Consider the following 16,237-nt stretch of genomic DNA (forward strand, 5'->3'; position numbering starts at 1 on the left):
GGACGAGCAAAGAAAAGTAAATAATAAAATATACCTCTTCTTTAAAAGATGTGGGTACACGGTAGCTCCTTTGTAGAGGTCAGAACTGCAAAAAAAGGCAGTTCTGGGTTAGGCAAAATAACAAAATTCGATTTTTGCCTCTATAAAGGCAAAATGAAACTGGCGAAATACTCCTATGGCTAGCCTCAGGGATAGTCAGTTTCAAGAATTTTTTTATTAGATTATAACCATCTGTTTTTGTATCAGTTATTGCTTGATCTCCCGTTTTAGGTTGCTTAATGACAAAACTTTATAAAGGAAAACTAGGTAGAAATGCAGGGTGTTATAACTTTTGTTAAAGAAGCACTTCCTAGGTTAGATGTTATACCAGCTTTTACATTGATGTGGTTATATATTTATGTTTAAAAAAAACTAAGAATAAATAAAATGCTCCCTTTTATAGAAAAGAGAGCATTTTAAAAATGTTTTTGGATATTATTGAACTGATACCGAAAATGTAACAGAAACATCAGTTTCTCCTCCAGCATTTGTAATATCTCCATCACTAACATTTTCACCATCTTTATTAGGTAGATGACGCAAAATTATAGTTATAGTGCCACTGGCAGCAGATGTACTTGTTGTTAACAAGAAATCTAAACCAATTGGATTTCCATTAGCGTCTGTATCATTATATTCAAATGTTGCAATACCACTAGTTGTAGAGTAGAAAAATTGATGTTCTTCATCTAGCTCTTCGATTTCTTCAGTAATATTTTCCGCAGGCGATTCGGTTTCATTTAACAATACAATACTGCCATTGTAAGTTGTGTTTGCATCTAAATTACCTGAAACAGAAACTACTGGAGCGTCAGGACCATCACCATCTAAATCTACAGACTCTAAAACAATATCAGTACCGCCAGCTTCAGGTGTTAATGTTACTGTTACTGTTGTAATTACTTCTTCTTCTATAACAAGTTCAGGGTTGTCGTCGTTACTAGAACAACTGTTAAAAATTAAAGCTGATATAAATAATAAGATTGTTATTTTTTTTAATATTTTCATAATAGATTTTTAAATTTGTTAATAATTTAATTTTAATTGCAACATAATATTTCTCCCTAAATCATCGGCAAAATATCTCAATCTGTTAAGATATTCTCTGTAAGAAGTGTTTAAAATGTTAGTAATTCGTAAACCTATGTTTAGGTTTGTTTTTTGTGATATATTTAAAGTAATATCACTGTTAAAATGCAATAAATGGTAGGTTGGTGGCGGTGTGCTTATATCTAATAATTCAAATTCGTCTGTTGTGGGGATATATACTTCAAAATTATTGTTTGGATATTCATTTTGAGCTAAAACCAATTCACTTTGCAATTCACTATTAAAATGCCACCATTTTTTATTAGAATAACTAAGCGCATTTACTGTTTTAAATGAAGGCATATCAATTAAAGGTCTGTCTTTAGAAATATCATGTCCTTTTACAATAGAGGATTTATTACTTGCGAACCAATGTTTATTATATTGATAATGCACATCTAAATCAACTCCAAACAACGATGCATTAGTTTGTTTATATTCCCAAACAAGAAATTCGCCTCTAATGGTTTGTTCTGTGTCCGTGGGTTCTATAAGAATGTAATTGTCTATATGGTTGTAAAAGGTTTCAAAACTTAAATTTAAAACACTTGTATTGTAGATATAACTAGCAGATACTCTATTGGATTTTTCTTGTGAAATACGTAAATCTCCCAATTCAATTCGCGCAGCAGAATGATGTAAACCATCACTAAATAATTCTGATGGATTTGGAGCTCTACTAGATAAACTGTAGTTTGCTATAAGTTTACTGTTAGTGTTTAAATTATAAGCAACACCAGCTGAAGCAGATATGTTGTGATACTCAAAAATAGGATTGGTAAGGTACTGGGTTGATTGTTCATCAATAATTAAATTACTAAAATCAGCATCATACCCAAGCTCTTCCCACCGACTTATTTTATAAAACTTTTTAGCGTCATATTTATTAAAATCATAACGCACACCAAAATCTAAAAATACATTTTTATTAAGTGTAAAGTCTGAAAGCAAAAACACCCCAAAATCGTATTTATCATAGTCAGGAATTAATCTTCTAACACCTGTATCTGGATTTGCAAAGTTATTTTGGGAGCTTCCAGAAAGTCCAATTTCGTATGTATTTCCAATATTACTGTCTAATTTTAAATCGGTTTTGATGCTATGTGTTTTTAGTGTTAAATCTATAGCAGGCTTAAACCTATCTTCACCTATGCGTAGGTCGTATTCATAACGCTGGTTATTTTGAAAATCATACTGTACTTTTAATTTCCCAAACTTTTTAAAACGCTTGTAAAAATCTGCCTTTATTAATTGATGCGTTACATCTTGTTTTGGGAAACCTATATTATAACTAAAATCATCAATAACAAGGGGCTGCTGGGTATTAATAGCGTTTATTAAATCTTCAGCATTACCAATATGAGACGATTCTAAAATAGCAATTTCGTTGTTTAAATAACTGTAATAGATATTAAAGCCTTTTTCAAAAGATTTATAACCCGTATGTATTGAAAACCCATTGGATTTCAAACCCGTGTTAGTGAGGCTGTAATCTGCAGCTTTAAAATCGCCATAATATTTTGTTGTGGCTTGCCCATTTATATACCAACCCGTTGCGTAGGTTTTATATAAAGAAGAGCTTAAACTAAAACCTCTTCCGTTGGTTTGCCCACTAACAATGGTTTTTCCGTATAACGAATCTTTTAAAATAGTGGGGCTTGAGTTTAAAACTACAACACCGCCAATAGCATCACCACCATAAGCTAAAGCTCCCGAGCCTTTTATTACAGAAATACTTCCAGAAGCATTAATATCAATATTTGGAGCATGTTCTACACCCCATTCTTGATCTTGCAACCTAACACCATTTGTCATAACAATAACTCTACTACTATGCAAACCATTTATAACGGGTTTTACAATGGTACTACCTGTATTTAAGGATGATACGCCGCTAACTTTTTTTAACACATCTCCTAAGCTACCGGAACTAAACAGCTCTAAATCTTTAGTTTTTAACAGCGTTTCTTGGCTTGTTTTGGATTGCTTTCCTACAAGATGACCATTTACAGTAACTTCATTAAGTTGTTCTATGTGATGCTCTAAATTTATTTTAAATTGGGTATCACCTTTAATCACAACATCCAATTCTTTGGTGTCACAACCCACATGGGATATAGTTACTGTTATTTTTCCATCACAAAGATTTTGAAACACAAAACCACCATCTAGATCTGTTGTGGTATAAATATCTAGTTCTTTAATGTGAAGGATTGCTCCAATTATATTAGAACCATCATGAAAATCATTAACTTTTCCTGACAGTTTTGATGTGCATTCTTGAGCATTAGCTAAGTTATATATAACACAAGCTATTAGCAATGCATAGTATTTCATTGTTAAGATTTTTAGTTTTAAAAAATGAGCTATTTTTTAAACTAAAACGGGTGGTCCTCTTAGAGTTAAAGATAATCGCCGATGATTATAAAGATAATTGTATGTTAAAGAAGATGTTTTATGATATAATGGTATCTGAAATAGATCAGCATTAAAAGAGGTATAGACGAAATTTTTATTAAGCTGAAACTTATAAAACTCACAATCTAAATCTATTTCGTGTAAATGTGTTGACTTTTCTCCTAAGCAAACTTCATACTCATGATCATGGTGTGAGAAAATATGATGAAATTTAACAACAGTAGGTACAAGAAAAGTAGCAACCAGTAACAAGGTTGCTATTTTGAATATAATATGTTGTTTTATTTGATTCACTAATCTACAAAGCGCTTTAAACCTATTCTGCGAAGCATTTTCTTTTCAAAATTCCAAAAAAACTTGTATTGCCCAAAAATCCATCCAAAGAAAACCAACATAAATTGGTACATGATAAATAATAAAAGGATTCGGATGGTCCAATATCCAAAACTACCAAGTACGTCTGTAGTAATATTTAAATAGTTTAAAATAGGCTTTCCAATATAGGAAGCTGTAGACCCAGTAACAGAAAAGACAAATAAAATGACAATAATTTGCCAATTATGGTCAATACCCCAGCGTTTTTTTAATTTTTCCACAAATGCAATTTAAATGCAAAAGTAAATAAAAAGACTTTAAATTCTAGGAACAAAACCTGCTAATCGCTGTTTATATGTTAATTGGAAATAGGTAAAGTAATTAAAAAGCTTGTAATTAACTTCGTATCCATAGTCTATATCAGGTCTATAATCGATTTGCAATTCGTATAAATTGGGATCAAAACGTTGTGGTTGAAGCACTCTTTGATTCCATTCTATAACATAAATATAGTTTCTGGTTTCTAGATATTGTTGAGAATAGAAGCCTTCTGGTCTGGCTCTACTTAATAGCCAGGTATTAAAACCTGGTTCTATAATAATAATCTCGTATTCTAACGCGTCATTAGCAATAGTAACTGTATCATTGTCAGTTTTCGCGAGTTCTTTTTCAGATTTGTTTTTATTTGATACTATAGGTTTGGATGTATTACAATTAAAAACAAATGCGGATAGCAGTAATATGTAAATAACTTTTTTCATAGCGTTCAATGGATTTCGATTTATTCTTCAAAAGTATTATATAGCCTTGTGTTAAAAAAACAAGAATGAGTTAATGCCCATTATCATTGAGTGAGCTGGCATTTAAGGGGATATATTTAAATGCTAAAAAGTTTGTGGTTAGTTTTTTTATTAATAAATGTTTTTTTGTGATTTTATCCTTATAATGATATTTTATAACTAATGTTGAATCTGATGTTGTTTGCCATGTCGTATCGTAGTTCTTATTATATATTTTAGAATTACCACATTTATTTACATAAAAACGCTTAATAGCTACTTTTCCATTAGCTTTGAATTCGTATCCTGTTTCTTTAGGCGCTAAGCTATTAACTTTTACATATAATTTCATGGTCTTATTATACTTCCAGCTCCCAATTAATTTATCTGTTAGGTTATCTGTCGGTTCATTATTAAAGGACAAAAAAGGAAAAATAATTCCAAAAAATAATATTCTTAAAATAATCTTCATTCTAAAATCTAAAAATTTTTCGACTCTTGGGTCGGGGTTTCCTATTACATCGTTCCTTTGGCGAAGTTAGAACTGCTTTTTTTTGGGGCAATTCTGGGTGAGGAAAAAATAATAAAATTCAAGGTTTTTTATTTAATTCGCCAAACTAAATTTACAAAAATCATACCTTAAATAGCTTTTTTTGAATGATTTTAACAAAAAAGCGCCAAACACTCATGTTCGACGCTTGATATTTTATATGATTTATTGACTTATTTACCTCCAAAAAGCCCACCAAGTAATCCGCCAAGACCACCTTTCTTTTTGTCTCCGCCTAATACCATACCAGCAACATCATCAATAACACTTCCATCACCATCAGCATCGAGAATAGATTCTATAAAACTTTGTTCTTGTTTAGGAGAATTGCCACCCAACAAACCACCTAAAAGGCTTTCAATACCACTTGAGTTGCTTACATTTTGTTGTTTGCTTTGTTTTCCTAAAACACCCATTAAAATTGGTGCTGCCACTTTTAATATTTGAGCTATAGATCCAGCATCCATACCAGATTTCTGACTTAAAGCATTTTCAACATGTTGTTGCTTGCCTCCTAAAACGTGACCTAGTATTTTTCCACCATCATCTAATACATTAGAATCTACGCCACCATTAAATAAACCACCTAGGTTATCTAAAATGCTTCCGTCGTGTTTACCATTTAATGCGCTAAGTAAGCCTTCTGCTCCTTGAGGTGTGGCCGTATTACGTTTCATTGCTTGCATTAATACAGGGATCGCCATAGTTAATACACTTCCTGTTTTACTCTCATCTTGTCCTGTTTGGCCTGCTACACCACTAATGATTGTTTTTCCTAAATCGCTGTTTAATAAGTCTAAAATTCCTGCCATATTGTTTTATTTTTAATTGAAAATTAGTTAGTTAAATTGATTGTTCAATGTACAAAAAAAGTCCTAACATATAGTTAGGACTCAAATATAACAGTATAGTCACACATTTATGTGACTTATTTTAATATGCTTATAATTTGTTCTGCTAATTCTGTACCAATTCTATCTTGGGCTTCATTTGTTGCAGCACCTGTATGAGGTGTTAACGACAATGCAGAATTCATTAATAATTGCATTTCTGGTTTAGGCTCTTTTTCAAAAACATCTAAAGCAGCTCTTGATATTTTTCCATTAGAAATCGCTTCTACAAGGGCAACTTCATCAACCACACCACCACGAGCAGCATTAACAAGTATAGCACCATCTTTCATGATCTCTAATTCAGATTTACCAATAACGTAATCGTCTTGTGCAGGAACGTGTAATGTTAAAAAATCTGCTTGTTTTAAAACGTCTTCTTTAGAAATTGTCTTAATATCGAAATTCAATTTTTGACCATCAAAAAAGTCTAATTCTAAATTTGCATTTTCTATAAATGGGTCAAAAGCAACAACTTTCATACCAGCACCTATAGCAACTTTTGCAGTAGCTTGACCAATACGACCAAATCCTAAAACACCTAAAGTTTTTCCTTTTAATTCGGTTCCTTTTGCATAAGCTTTCTTTAAGCCTTTAAAGTTAGAATCTCCTTCTAACGGCATTTCTCTGTTTGAGTTATGTAAAAAACGTGCCAACCCAAATAAATGACCGAATACTAATTCTGCAACCGAGTGAGAAGAGGCTGCAGGTGTGTTAATAACACTACGTCCTTGTTCTCTTGCATATGCAACATCGATATTATCCATACCAACGCCACCACGACCAATAATTTTTAAATTAGGACAGGCATCAATTAAGTCTTTACGTACTGTAGTGGCACTACGTACTAATAAAACAGTAATATCTTTTTCGTTGATGTAATTAATTAGTTGTTCTTGAGCTACTGTAGTTGTGATAACCTCAAAACCACCTTTTTCTAGTGCATCAATTCCACTTTGCGAAATACCATCGTTTGCTAATACTTTCATTCTTTAAGTTTAAAGTTGAAAAATATAAAGTTTAAAGTTATTAGAACCTGTTAGCTTTATATTTTATTAAATTTATTTTTAGAGTTCGAGTAAGCACTTAATTAAAATTGCTATTGCCTACTGGAAACTATAATTTACGCTTTACTTTCTAATTCACTCATCACCTCAACCAATGCTTTTACACTATCTAAAGGGAGTGCATTGTACATAGATGCTCTATAACCACCAACACTTCTATGACCATTAACACCGCTAATACCAGCTTCTTTAAGCATAGTTTCAAAAGTATCTTTTAAATTATCATTTACTAAGTTAAATGTGGCATTCATGTCTGAACGGTCTTCTTTCATCGCAAATCCTTTAAACAACGGATTTAAATCAATTTCAGAATACATTAATCGTGCTTTCTTTTCGTTTTCTATTTCAATTCCAGGAATTCCACCAAGCCCTTTTAGCCACTCTAATGTTAACATAGATGTGTAAACAGCAAATACAGGAGGTGTATTAAACATACTTCCTTGTTTGATATGGATTTTATAATCCATAATTGAAGGGATTTTGCGAGATACTTTACCTAGAATATCTTCTTTTACAACAACTAAGGTTGTTCCTGCAGGACCCATATTTTTTTGTGCTCCAGCGTAGATGATATCAAATTGTGAGAAATCTAACTGACGTGAAAATATATCGCTACTCATATCACATACCATTGGAATATCACATTTAGGGAATGCCTTCATTTGCGTTCCGAAAATGGTATTGTTAGAGGTACAGTGAAAATAATCGTAATCTGAAGGAATATCGTATCCTTTTGGGATATAATTAAAGTTAGCTTCTCCAGAAGATGCTACTTCATATATATCATCTAAAAGTTTGGCTTCTTTTATTGCTTTTTGACTCCAGGCACCTGTATTTAAATAACCAGCTCTTTTTTCTAAAAGGTTCATTGCAACCATTAAAAATTGAGAACTTGCTCCACCTTGTAAAAACAAAGCTTTATAGCCTTTTCCCTCTAAGCCAAGTAATTCTAAAACTAATGCTCTAGCTTTTTCCATAACATCGACAAAAGCTTTACTTCTGTGAGAAATTTCTATTAAAGATAAACCACTATTATCATAGTCAACAATGGCTTCAGAAGCTTTTAATAAAACTTCTTGTGGTAAAATACTTGGTCCTGCACTAAAGTTATGTTTCTTCATTTTTTGTAAAAAAATTTAAGATGCAAAGTTCCTAATTAATTGGGTATTATATGTTAAAAAATCAATAATTTTTTGGCTAAATTGCTAATAAAAATTCAATAGAATCAATACTATCTGCATAATCCCAAAGTTGCGGTTTTTGAGTGGCGCCAAATGTGATTTCATTTTCTGTAAATCCATTAGATACAATACATTGAATTTGGTGTTTTTCTGCATCTAATTTTTCTTTTAATTGTTTTGTAGAATTATAATATTCATAAAAAACAGTAGCAATAGGGGAGGCGTAGCTTTCATCTTCTTTTATCATTAAAAAGCCATTTTCTAGCATATCAAATTCACTCATTAAATATACAGCTTTATTGTAATCATAATTATTAGCATATTTTGCTTTGTTAATAATTGGATGCCAATGATACACGGCTTCAAAAAAAGCATCGAAATTATAATTTTTTGGAACAAATAGTTTAGATACATTTCTACAGCCCAAACCGTAATATCTAAAAATATCTTCAGAAAGCGCTTCGAGTTCTTCTTTGGATTCTTTTCCGTTTAAAACTGCCACCGAATTTCTGTTGTTTCTTATAATGGAAGGCTTGTCTTTAAAGTAATATTCAAAATAACGCGCTGTATTATTACTACCAGTTGCAATTACGGCATCAAAACCTTCTATTTTATCTTCTGTAAAAACGATACGACCTTTAAATTCTGGTTCAATACATTCTAAATATTTTGCTAAATAGGGGAGTAAGTGTTTATCGTTTGACGACTGTTTTACCAAGACGTGATGCCCAGAAATAAGCACTGATAAAAAATCATGAAAACCTACCAAAGGTATATTTCCCGCCATAATAATAGCAATTTGTTTAGGCTTCGTAATTTTAATTTGATAAGATTCTAACCATTTGTTTAAGTTGTCTGACGCTAAGGACTCTATCCAACCTTGAAGCGAAAACCGAATATTCTCCTGAGTAAACCAACCATTGTTTTCTTCGGCCAGTTTTAATTGATGCTTAAAACCATCAAAAAATATATCGTTGTGTTTAATATTATCTTTATTTACAATAACTTCATTAGAGAATTGGCTTAAAAAATCTCCTAATTTTACAAAAGCGTTAATTCTTTGTTGTAAATTCATTCTGTATTTGGTTATGAATGGTTTTGGCGTTATTTTTGTGTCAGCAAATTTAAGCAAACTCAAGAGAAAAAATGCTATGGCTATTATAATAACAGATGAATGTATAAATTGTGGTGCTTGCGAACCCGAGTGCCCAAATACAGCAATATATGAAGGCGCCGATGATTGGCGTTATAAAGACGGTACTAGCTTGGAAGGTGCTGTTGTATTAACTAATGGAACCGAAGTAGATGCAGACGAGGCGCAAGAACCAGTAAGTGATGAGATTTATTACATAGTTCCAGATAAATGTACAGAATGTAAAGGGTTTCATGATGAACCACAATGTGCTGCGGTTTGCCCAGTAGACTGTTGTGTACCAGATGAGGATATTGTAGAAACGGAAGAAGAGTTATTAGCTAAACAACGTTTTATGCATCCTGAAGGATAGTTTATAATCGATCTTATAATAATAAAATGAATCCCAGGCTTTTGCTTGGGATTTTTTTTTGAAAGAATAAAATATTTTTACGGTTGTAGATAATTTAACGCAACCACTAGCTAAAAAAGGTATCTATATAAAAGAGTTTAAGACATTTAATCATCATTTTATAGCAATCAAGACATGACTTTTTTAGAGTTTTATAATGCCGTTTTAAGCACTTCTATAGCATCCTATGAAGAATTCCTTTTTCCTGTAAAAAAAAGGCATTTTAAAAAAGGAGAAATTATTACTGTTTATGGGCAGGTAGAGGACTCGTTATATTTTATAAACAATGGTATTGTTGAAATGACTATTAAAAGTTACATGTCTGAAAAAGTAATTGATTTCTTTTTTGAAAAAGATTTTTTTTGTGGACTTACATCCTTTTTAGATCAGCGTCCTACAGATGTTCAAATTGTAGCATTAATGGATTGCGAAGTAGAAGTTATTAGGCATAAAGACTTGATGCAAGCTTATGAGCATTCATTAGATTTAAATAAGTTTGGAAGAATTATGACCGAACATGGTTATATAAGAAAATCTAATAGAGAAAAGGCTCTTTTAACAAAAACAGCCGAAGAATGTTATGTTGAAATGTTCCAAGACAAACCAGATTATATCTTTCATATTCCGGTTAATAAAATAGCTAAATATTTAGGAATTCATCCCGAAAGTTTAAGCAGAATTAGAAAAAAAATACATTCTTAAAGTGAATTAATTCAGCTTTTTAAAACTTTTGAAATGAACCACGCCGATTGAAAAGTTTAACAAATTCACACAAATTTAGTTTTGCCATGTTAAGTTAATTATAGAGATTCTTCGCTTCGCTACCATTGACGTTTTTTTAAATAGTTAACTTTCAATTGCTTGTCATCAGAGCAAAGCGAAGAATCTTTCATTATTAATCTCTAAAGATTCTTCAGTCGTAAGCTTCGCTTATATCTTCAAACAAAATATATTTTGTTTTCGATAGCCTTCTGAATGACACCCCAATTACGTCATTTCATCCGCTAGTTAAAATTTTTAACACAGACCTCGGAATTGACAAAATATTGTTTGCCTTTTTGATTTACGTAGAATTCACGTTTCAACGTACCCAATGTTCGTTAAGGGACATAGTTTACACAAGTTAAAGATTAGACTTTACACTAAATTAGTTTTGCCATGATTATTCTTTTACATTTCGGTATTTCATGAAGAAGACTTTCAGTCTGCAAAAGCGATTTAGTTATTTCTCTGAAATTGGTGTAAAATGTAAAGCACGTAATTCCATAATATCCCCTTCAGGGATACCATCAGCATGTATTTTAATTATCTGATTTCCTGATGAAAGATCCATGTTTCCAAGATCATGTTTAATATAACCTTTTTCGTTGGTCTTTGTATTATCTGATAGTGTTGCCCCGCCAACCTCAACAACAAACTTATTTGATTGCTTGTAAGGTTTGTATTCGGCAATGACCTTAAATTTACCAGCTTCAGAAAGATATATTGGCCATGTTATAGCTTGATCACTATTTTTCCAGCCAGAAACACCGTTATTCGTTGATTTACCGTTTCCATATTTAAATTCACCGCCAACTGCTATTCCATCGAAAGCACGAAGTGTATTGTCTTGGCTTGTTGATATTAGACGGTGAGAATCGACATTCTTAGCATCATCCACCTCAACAACAATCACACTGCTCGCTGCATCTGGAGCTTTTGATGGGATCTCAAATTGTACGGTCATATTATCTGTACGCTTAAGTGATAGCGCAATTTGATTTTTATCAGACAAAAGCCATGCTTTATTCACTTTACCTAAAAAACCTCCTAATTGAAGAACTCCGTTAGTAGGCCAATCAAAGACATGTAAGTAAAATGTATTTTTCTTTCTAGTAGACTCACCCCATGCTTGTACTGGGAGTGTTGTACGAACTGTACCACGAATACTCGCTTCATTAACATCCATCCATTGGCCTATGCCTTCAAGTATATTAATATCAGCACCATCAATTAAACCATCTCCTTTAGGACCAATATTGAGAAGCATGTTACCTCCTCTTGCTACTGCTTTTACCAAAACACGAACAAGGTATTCAGGTGTTTTGTGGCTACGATCGGACTCACTATAACCATACGATTCATTGGTAGTAGGAATGGCTTCCCAATCCCCATCTTTTGTTGGGAAATCAACTGCGCGATCGCCAGTACTCTCATAATCACCAAAATGGTCTGGACCACCATCGTAACCTTGTACACCACGACTATTGATTACGATGCTTGGTTTGGCGGCACGGGCAGCTTCCATTATACGAAGATTCTCTTCGGGAGGTAGCTTATGTGGGGTATCAAACCATAAGAAATCGGGATCGTACTTTTTGATGAGTTCTAGAACTTGCGGTATTGATTTCTCATCAACATATTTACGAATTCGAGGAGCGATTTCTGGGTGCTCATCAAACCATTTCGTTTTTTTTGATGCAAATAAATGTTTGTCACCACCTGGATTTTTATAATCCCAATCATTACCTGGTCCATTAGGTTCTCCCCAGTCGAAAGCATGAGAATAATAAAATCCAAAATCCAGTCCGTTTTTATCACAAGCAGCCTTTAGTTCTGCCATTGGATCACGCCCAAAGGGAGTGGCTTTTAGCATATTATAATCACTAGCATCCGAATTGTACACAGCAAAGCCATCGTGATGTTTGGCTGTGATTATTACATATCGCATACCTGCTTTCCGAATAGTGTTTGCCCACGCATCGGCATTGAATTCAGTAGGGTTAAATTTACCAACTACATCTCGTCGATATTCCTCACAAGGTATTTTTGCCATTCGTTGTATGTGCTCTCCATAACCACGATAGGCTTTTCCTTTCCAGTTACTTCCAAGCAATGCAGAAGCATTCCAATGAATGAAACAACCAAATCGCGCATCACGCCAGTCTTCTAAACGTTGGTCACGAGTGGTTTTAGCATCCCTCCACCATTGTAGATCAGGACTACCCGTTGCTATATCCATCTGTAATCGTGGCTTTGGTGGAATAATTGGCTTATGACTAGTTTGCTTATCCGTCTTTACCGTATTATTACATTGAACAAATACCAATGATATGGCAATGCAAAACACCGTTATTAAGGCTGTTTTTATATTGTTTTTCATTTGCATAATTATAGTATTATATATACATATTAACAATTGGATATAGACAATTGTCTATATCCAATTAATATATTCTCAAATATAATACAAATTTATATGCAAAAATTAAAGACTAAATTTGATGCTACAAATCCGTTTTTTTAATCTCCTATTTCTTTACCAACCGCAAAAGGTTGCAGTTCATCGTTGATTATATTTTCTGTAACGTGATTAATATAATTACCTATGGTTTTTAATGAAATCCCTACTATGAGTTCCATAATATTCTCAGGAGAGAACCCTGCATCATAAAACTTATTTAAGTCTTCAGCATCAATATTTCCCCTTGTTTCTGTTAGTTTTTTAGTGGTGTTAATTAAAGTGTTCAGACGGTCATCTTCTAACACCCTTTTTTTTCGTACTGCATTTAAAATAGAAGAAGAAATACCATTAGCTTTTGCAGCTCGCGTATGTGCAGCAGTACAATAGTCACATTCATTAGTTATGCTTACCGCTAATAAAACAAGGTGTTGTTCGCCTCCAGAGAAGGATGTTTTAGAAAACGTATTAAATAGATTAACATAGCCTTCTAAAGCAGCTGGAGCTCCCGCCATATAACGGAATAAATTGGGTAGCATTCCGTATTTTTTTTCTCCATATTTTAGTAAATCTTTGGATGCTTCTGGAGCACTTTCAATAGTGTGCTTAATAAATTGTTTCATTTTCTAACGATTAAAATTATCACGTAAAATTAATATTAGTAAAGAGGGGAAACAATAGACAAAGGTTCACTTATTAATTTCTCTATATTTTGTAGGTGATACTCCTGTTTTGTTTTTAAAAACGCGACTAAAGTAATAAGGGTCTTGAAAATTCATTTCGTAAGCAATTTCTTTTACGGTTTTTTCTGTATCCAATAAAAGGTGTTGACTGTGATCAATCTGTTTTTGAAGCAATATTTGACAAGGCGGTGCCAGATTAAGTTTTTTAGATAATTTACTTAAATATTTTGGTTTTATTTTCATTTGCCTTTCGTAAAAAGAAATGTTGTGTTCTTCAATGAAATGTTTATCAACTAATGCCTTAAATTTTTCTAATAGTTCCATTTTTATCGAATGTTTCGTCCTAAAATAGGGCTACAGGTTAAAACTGAATTTTACGCTGTTAGTTTATAATAGCCTATTCGGGATTTTAAAGTATAAAAATAGGTATATTATTCCTGTTATGTTTTACAAAATGGTTTAGTACATGACAAAAATTATCAAATACTTTTATATGTCTGGTCGAGCCTTTCGGTTTCGCTCACAGACTGTGTCATCTCTTAAATTTTTTGTATTGTTTTTCTTGCATGAGAATTGTAACTTCGTTTGTAATTAGATATAAAACATAAAAACCGTTTTATATCAAGTTGTTAGTAAGCATTAAATGTCATTACACATGACCTCATTTATTGATCCTGAAGTGCTAGAGCTTCAAGATAAATATTAACCAAACAATTAACCATATATGTCTAACACTACTAATTTTAAAAACCTAGCACCTAAAGGCTTAAGGATAATCGAGCAAACAGATAGCTTGTACCATTACGCACGGGTGATCTCCAATACGCGATTTGGATACCAACCAGTTTCGGTTGCATATTGTAAAGACGCAAGTCATGTGCAATACTGCGTTAAATTTTGCAGTCAAAATAATAAAGCTTTTAGAATACGATCGGGGGGACATCAGCATGAAGGGATGTGCTCTGGAAATGGCGTGATTATTATCGATTTGTCTGAGATGAATAAAATTGAATATATTGATAATCAACCTAACCAGGCCTGGATACCAGTTGGGAAACAATTAGATAGTGTATACACAGAACTCGAAAAAGAAAAACAAATTATTCCAGGAGGAGGTTGTCAATCTGTAAATGTTGGAGGGTTAACGCAAGGAGGAGGTTGGGGGTATTCCATTCGTAAGTTTGGAATGACCTGCGATAGTATCTTAGCGGCAGAGATCGTTTTGGCAAATGGAACCATTGAAATAGTGTCGGAAGAAAATCAGCCAGAGTTGTTTTGGGCATTAAAAGGTGGAGGAGGTGGAAATTTTGGAGTAGTAACCCGATTCAAGTTTCAATTATCTGCCTTAACTGATTATGTTACTACATTTGGATTAACATGGAAGCATCCAGAAGATGTAAAAGAGGTTATTCGGGTCTGGATGAATTTACATGCATCCACAGAGGTTGAATTAGACCCAGCGCTTTCTTCATCTTGTACTATGATACTAGCAAATCCAGATGAAAAAGACCTCGATTGTGATGGGATAAGAGAATTAGAAGAAGGTCAAAAAAGTTTTGTAGATGGTAGAATGGGAGGTCAGTTCTATGGAACCAAAACTGATTTAATAAAACTCCTCAAAAAATGTTTTGGAGAAGACCTTATCCCTGAAGATTCAAAATTTACATTATTAAAAGAAGTGTGCTATGCTTCAAAAAAGAAAAGTTTAGCCAAGTCGGAAAAAGAAACACATGCTTCATTAGCCAGGCATCAATCGATTCTTGCTAATTTCCTAAATCCGACAAGTACACCAGAGCAAGAAATTAGGGCGACTAACGAGTGTAAACATCGAAATTATAGAGTCCTTCCAGTTGCACCTACATCAACTTGCGACCAACCACATCCGCATAAAGTTTCATCAAGCTTTCCGAAAAAATATACATGCGATGATAATTCAGAGATGACAGAACGCATTTATGATTTCCTATCTAAATGTTGCTATTATGGAGATGTAAGCAAGTACATGAGTTTCCATTGTCTGGGAGGCGCTGTAAAAAAGAACGTAGATAAAAGAGTATTTGCTTTTTCTGATAAACCTTATCTTTTGCAAATTCAAGGTTGGTGGGATGATATTAGTAATGCATTTGATAATCAATCTAGAAATGATGAATATGTTAAATGGGTAAAAGATTTTAGATTGAATATAGCTCCTTTTACAGAAGGATCATTTATTAATTTTGTAGACCAATCTCTAGTAGACCATCCAGAAACTCATGAAGGTTTATTGGAACTTTTAGAGATTTATTATGGCGAAAATAATTTGTCTCGCCTCCGTAAAATCAAGGCGGAACAAGACCCTAATGAGTTGTTTAAGTTTAAAATGAGTATTCCTCCACTTATTGAATAATGTATGATATCAATTTATCTATATGTAACTTACATGAAACGATTACTAACAAACCTAAACGGTATTGAAGCACAAT

General features: G+C 32.9%; 15 protein-coding genes. 3 read left to right on the forward strand and 12 right to left on the reverse strand.

The window, feature by feature from the left end; all coding sequences use genetic code 11:
• Positions 1-474: 474 nt before the first annotated feature.
• The 9 genes from Q4Q40_RS12180 to Q4Q40_RS12220 form a co-directional block, all read right to left on the reverse strand.
• Positions 475-1,047, reverse strand: coding sequence for a type 1 periplasmic binding fold superfamily protein (locus tag Q4Q40_RS12180; RefSeq protein WP_303302106.1), 573 nt, complete (start codon positions 1,045-1,047; stop codon positions 475-477).
• An 18-nt stretch (positions 1,048-1,065) separates the two neighbouring features.
• On the reverse strand, positions 1,066-3,465 hold the full coding sequence (locus Q4Q40_RS12185; RefSeq protein ID WP_303302107.1) for a TonB-dependent receptor: 2,400 nt from the start codon (positions 3,463-3,465) through the stop codon (positions 1,066-1,068).
• Positions 3,466-3,839: 374 nt separating this feature from the next.
• Positions 3,840-4,142 carry a DUF6787 family protein gene (locus Q4Q40_RS12190; protein ID WP_303302108.1) on the reverse strand — a complete coding sequence of 101 codons (303 nt, stop codon included), beginning with the start codon at positions 4,140-4,142 and terminating at the stop codon, positions 3,840-3,842.
• 36 nt (positions 4,143-4,178) lie between these two features.
• Entirely contained in the window at positions 4,179-4,622 is a 444-nt protein-coding gene (locus Q4Q40_RS12195) for a DUF6146 family protein (RefSeq protein WP_303302109.1), read from the reverse strand.
• A 70-nt stretch (positions 4,623-4,692) separates the two neighbouring features.
• Positions 4,693-5,112, reverse strand: a complete 420-nt coding sequence (locus tag Q4Q40_RS12200; protein ID WP_303302110.1) for a hypothetical protein — start codon at positions 5,110-5,112, stop codon at positions 4,693-4,695.
• A gap of 251 nt (positions 5,113-5,363) precedes the next feature.
• Positions 5,364-6,002, reverse strand: a complete 639-nt coding sequence (locus Q4Q40_RS12205; protein ID WP_303302111.1) for a DUF937 domain-containing protein — start codon at positions 6,000-6,002, stop codon at positions 5,364-5,366.
• A gap of 116 nt (positions 6,003-6,118) precedes the next feature.
• Positions 6,119-7,069, reverse strand: coding sequence for a D-2-hydroxyacid dehydrogenase (locus Q4Q40_RS12210; RefSeq protein WP_303302112.1), 951 nt, complete (start codon positions 7,067-7,069; stop codon positions 6,119-6,121).
• 134 nt (positions 7,070-7,203) lie between these two features.
• The gene (gene serC / locus Q4Q40_RS12215) at positions 7,204-8,268 is read right to left on the reverse strand and encodes a 3-phosphoserine/phosphohydroxythreonine transaminase (RefSeq protein WP_303302113.1); all 1,065 of its coding nucleotides are present in this window, start codon (positions 8,266-8,268) and stop codon (positions 7,204-7,206) included.
• Between the two features lie 76 nt (positions 8,269-8,344).
• Complete coding sequence (locus tag Q4Q40_RS12220; RefSeq protein WP_303302114.1) at positions 8,345-9,403, reverse strand: acyl-CoA reductase; 1,059 nt, start codon at positions 9,401-9,403, stop codon at positions 8,345-8,347.
• 76 nt (positions 9,404-9,479) lie between these two features.
• On the opposite strand from Q4Q40_RS12220, the gene Q4Q40_RS12225 reads away from it, so the two are divergent.
• Together Q4Q40_RS12225 and Q4Q40_RS12230 are read left to right on the forward strand one after the other, a co-directional pair.
• A complete protein-coding gene (locus Q4Q40_RS12225; protein WP_303302115.1) occupies positions 9,480-9,833 on the forward strand; it encodes a 4Fe-4S dicluster domain-containing protein in 354 nt (117 codons plus the stop codon).
• A gap of 174 nt (positions 9,834-10,007) precedes the next feature.
• A complete protein-coding gene (locus Q4Q40_RS12230; protein WP_303302116.1) occupies positions 10,008-10,574 on the forward strand; it encodes a Crp/Fnr family transcriptional regulator in 567 nt (188 codons plus the stop codon).
• A 520-nt stretch (positions 10,575-11,094) separates the two neighbouring features.
• Here Q4Q40_RS12230 and Q4Q40_RS12235 read toward each other — a convergent pair.
• The 3 genes from Q4Q40_RS12235 to Q4Q40_RS12245 all read right to left on the reverse strand — a co-directional run bounded on the left by Q4Q40_RS12235 (position 11,095) and on the right by Q4Q40_RS12245 (position 14,099).
• Positions 11,095-13,014 (reverse strand): alpha-L-fucosidase, encoded by a 1,920-nt coding sequence (locus tag Q4Q40_RS12235; protein WP_303302117.1) that lies wholly within the window; start codon positions 13,012-13,014, stop codon positions 11,095-11,097.
• A gap of 140 nt (positions 13,015-13,154) precedes the next feature.
• Positions 13,155-13,715, reverse strand: coding sequence for a carboxymuconolactone decarboxylase family protein (locus tag Q4Q40_RS12240; RefSeq protein WP_303302118.1), 561 nt, complete (start codon positions 13,713-13,715; stop codon positions 13,155-13,157).
• 66 nt (positions 13,716-13,781) lie between these two features.
• Positions 13,782-14,099, reverse strand: coding sequence for a helix-turn-helix domain-containing protein (locus Q4Q40_RS12245; RefSeq protein WP_303302119.1), 318 nt, complete (start codon positions 14,097-14,099; stop codon positions 13,782-13,784).
• 400 nt (positions 14,100-14,499) lie between these two features.
• Between Q4Q40_RS12245 and Q4Q40_RS12250 the strand changes: the two genes are divergently transcribed.
• Entirely contained in the window at positions 14,500-16,161 is a 1,662-nt protein-coding gene (locus Q4Q40_RS12250) for an FAD-binding oxidoreductase (protein ID WP_303302120.1), read from the forward strand.
• Positions 16,162-16,237: the final 76 nt, after the last annotated feature.

The organism is Flavivirga jejuensis, assembly GCF_030540765.1.
Classification (GTDB): domain Bacteria; phylum Bacteroidota; class Bacteroidia; order Flavobacteriales; family Flavobacteriaceae; genus Flavivirga; species Flavivirga jejuensis.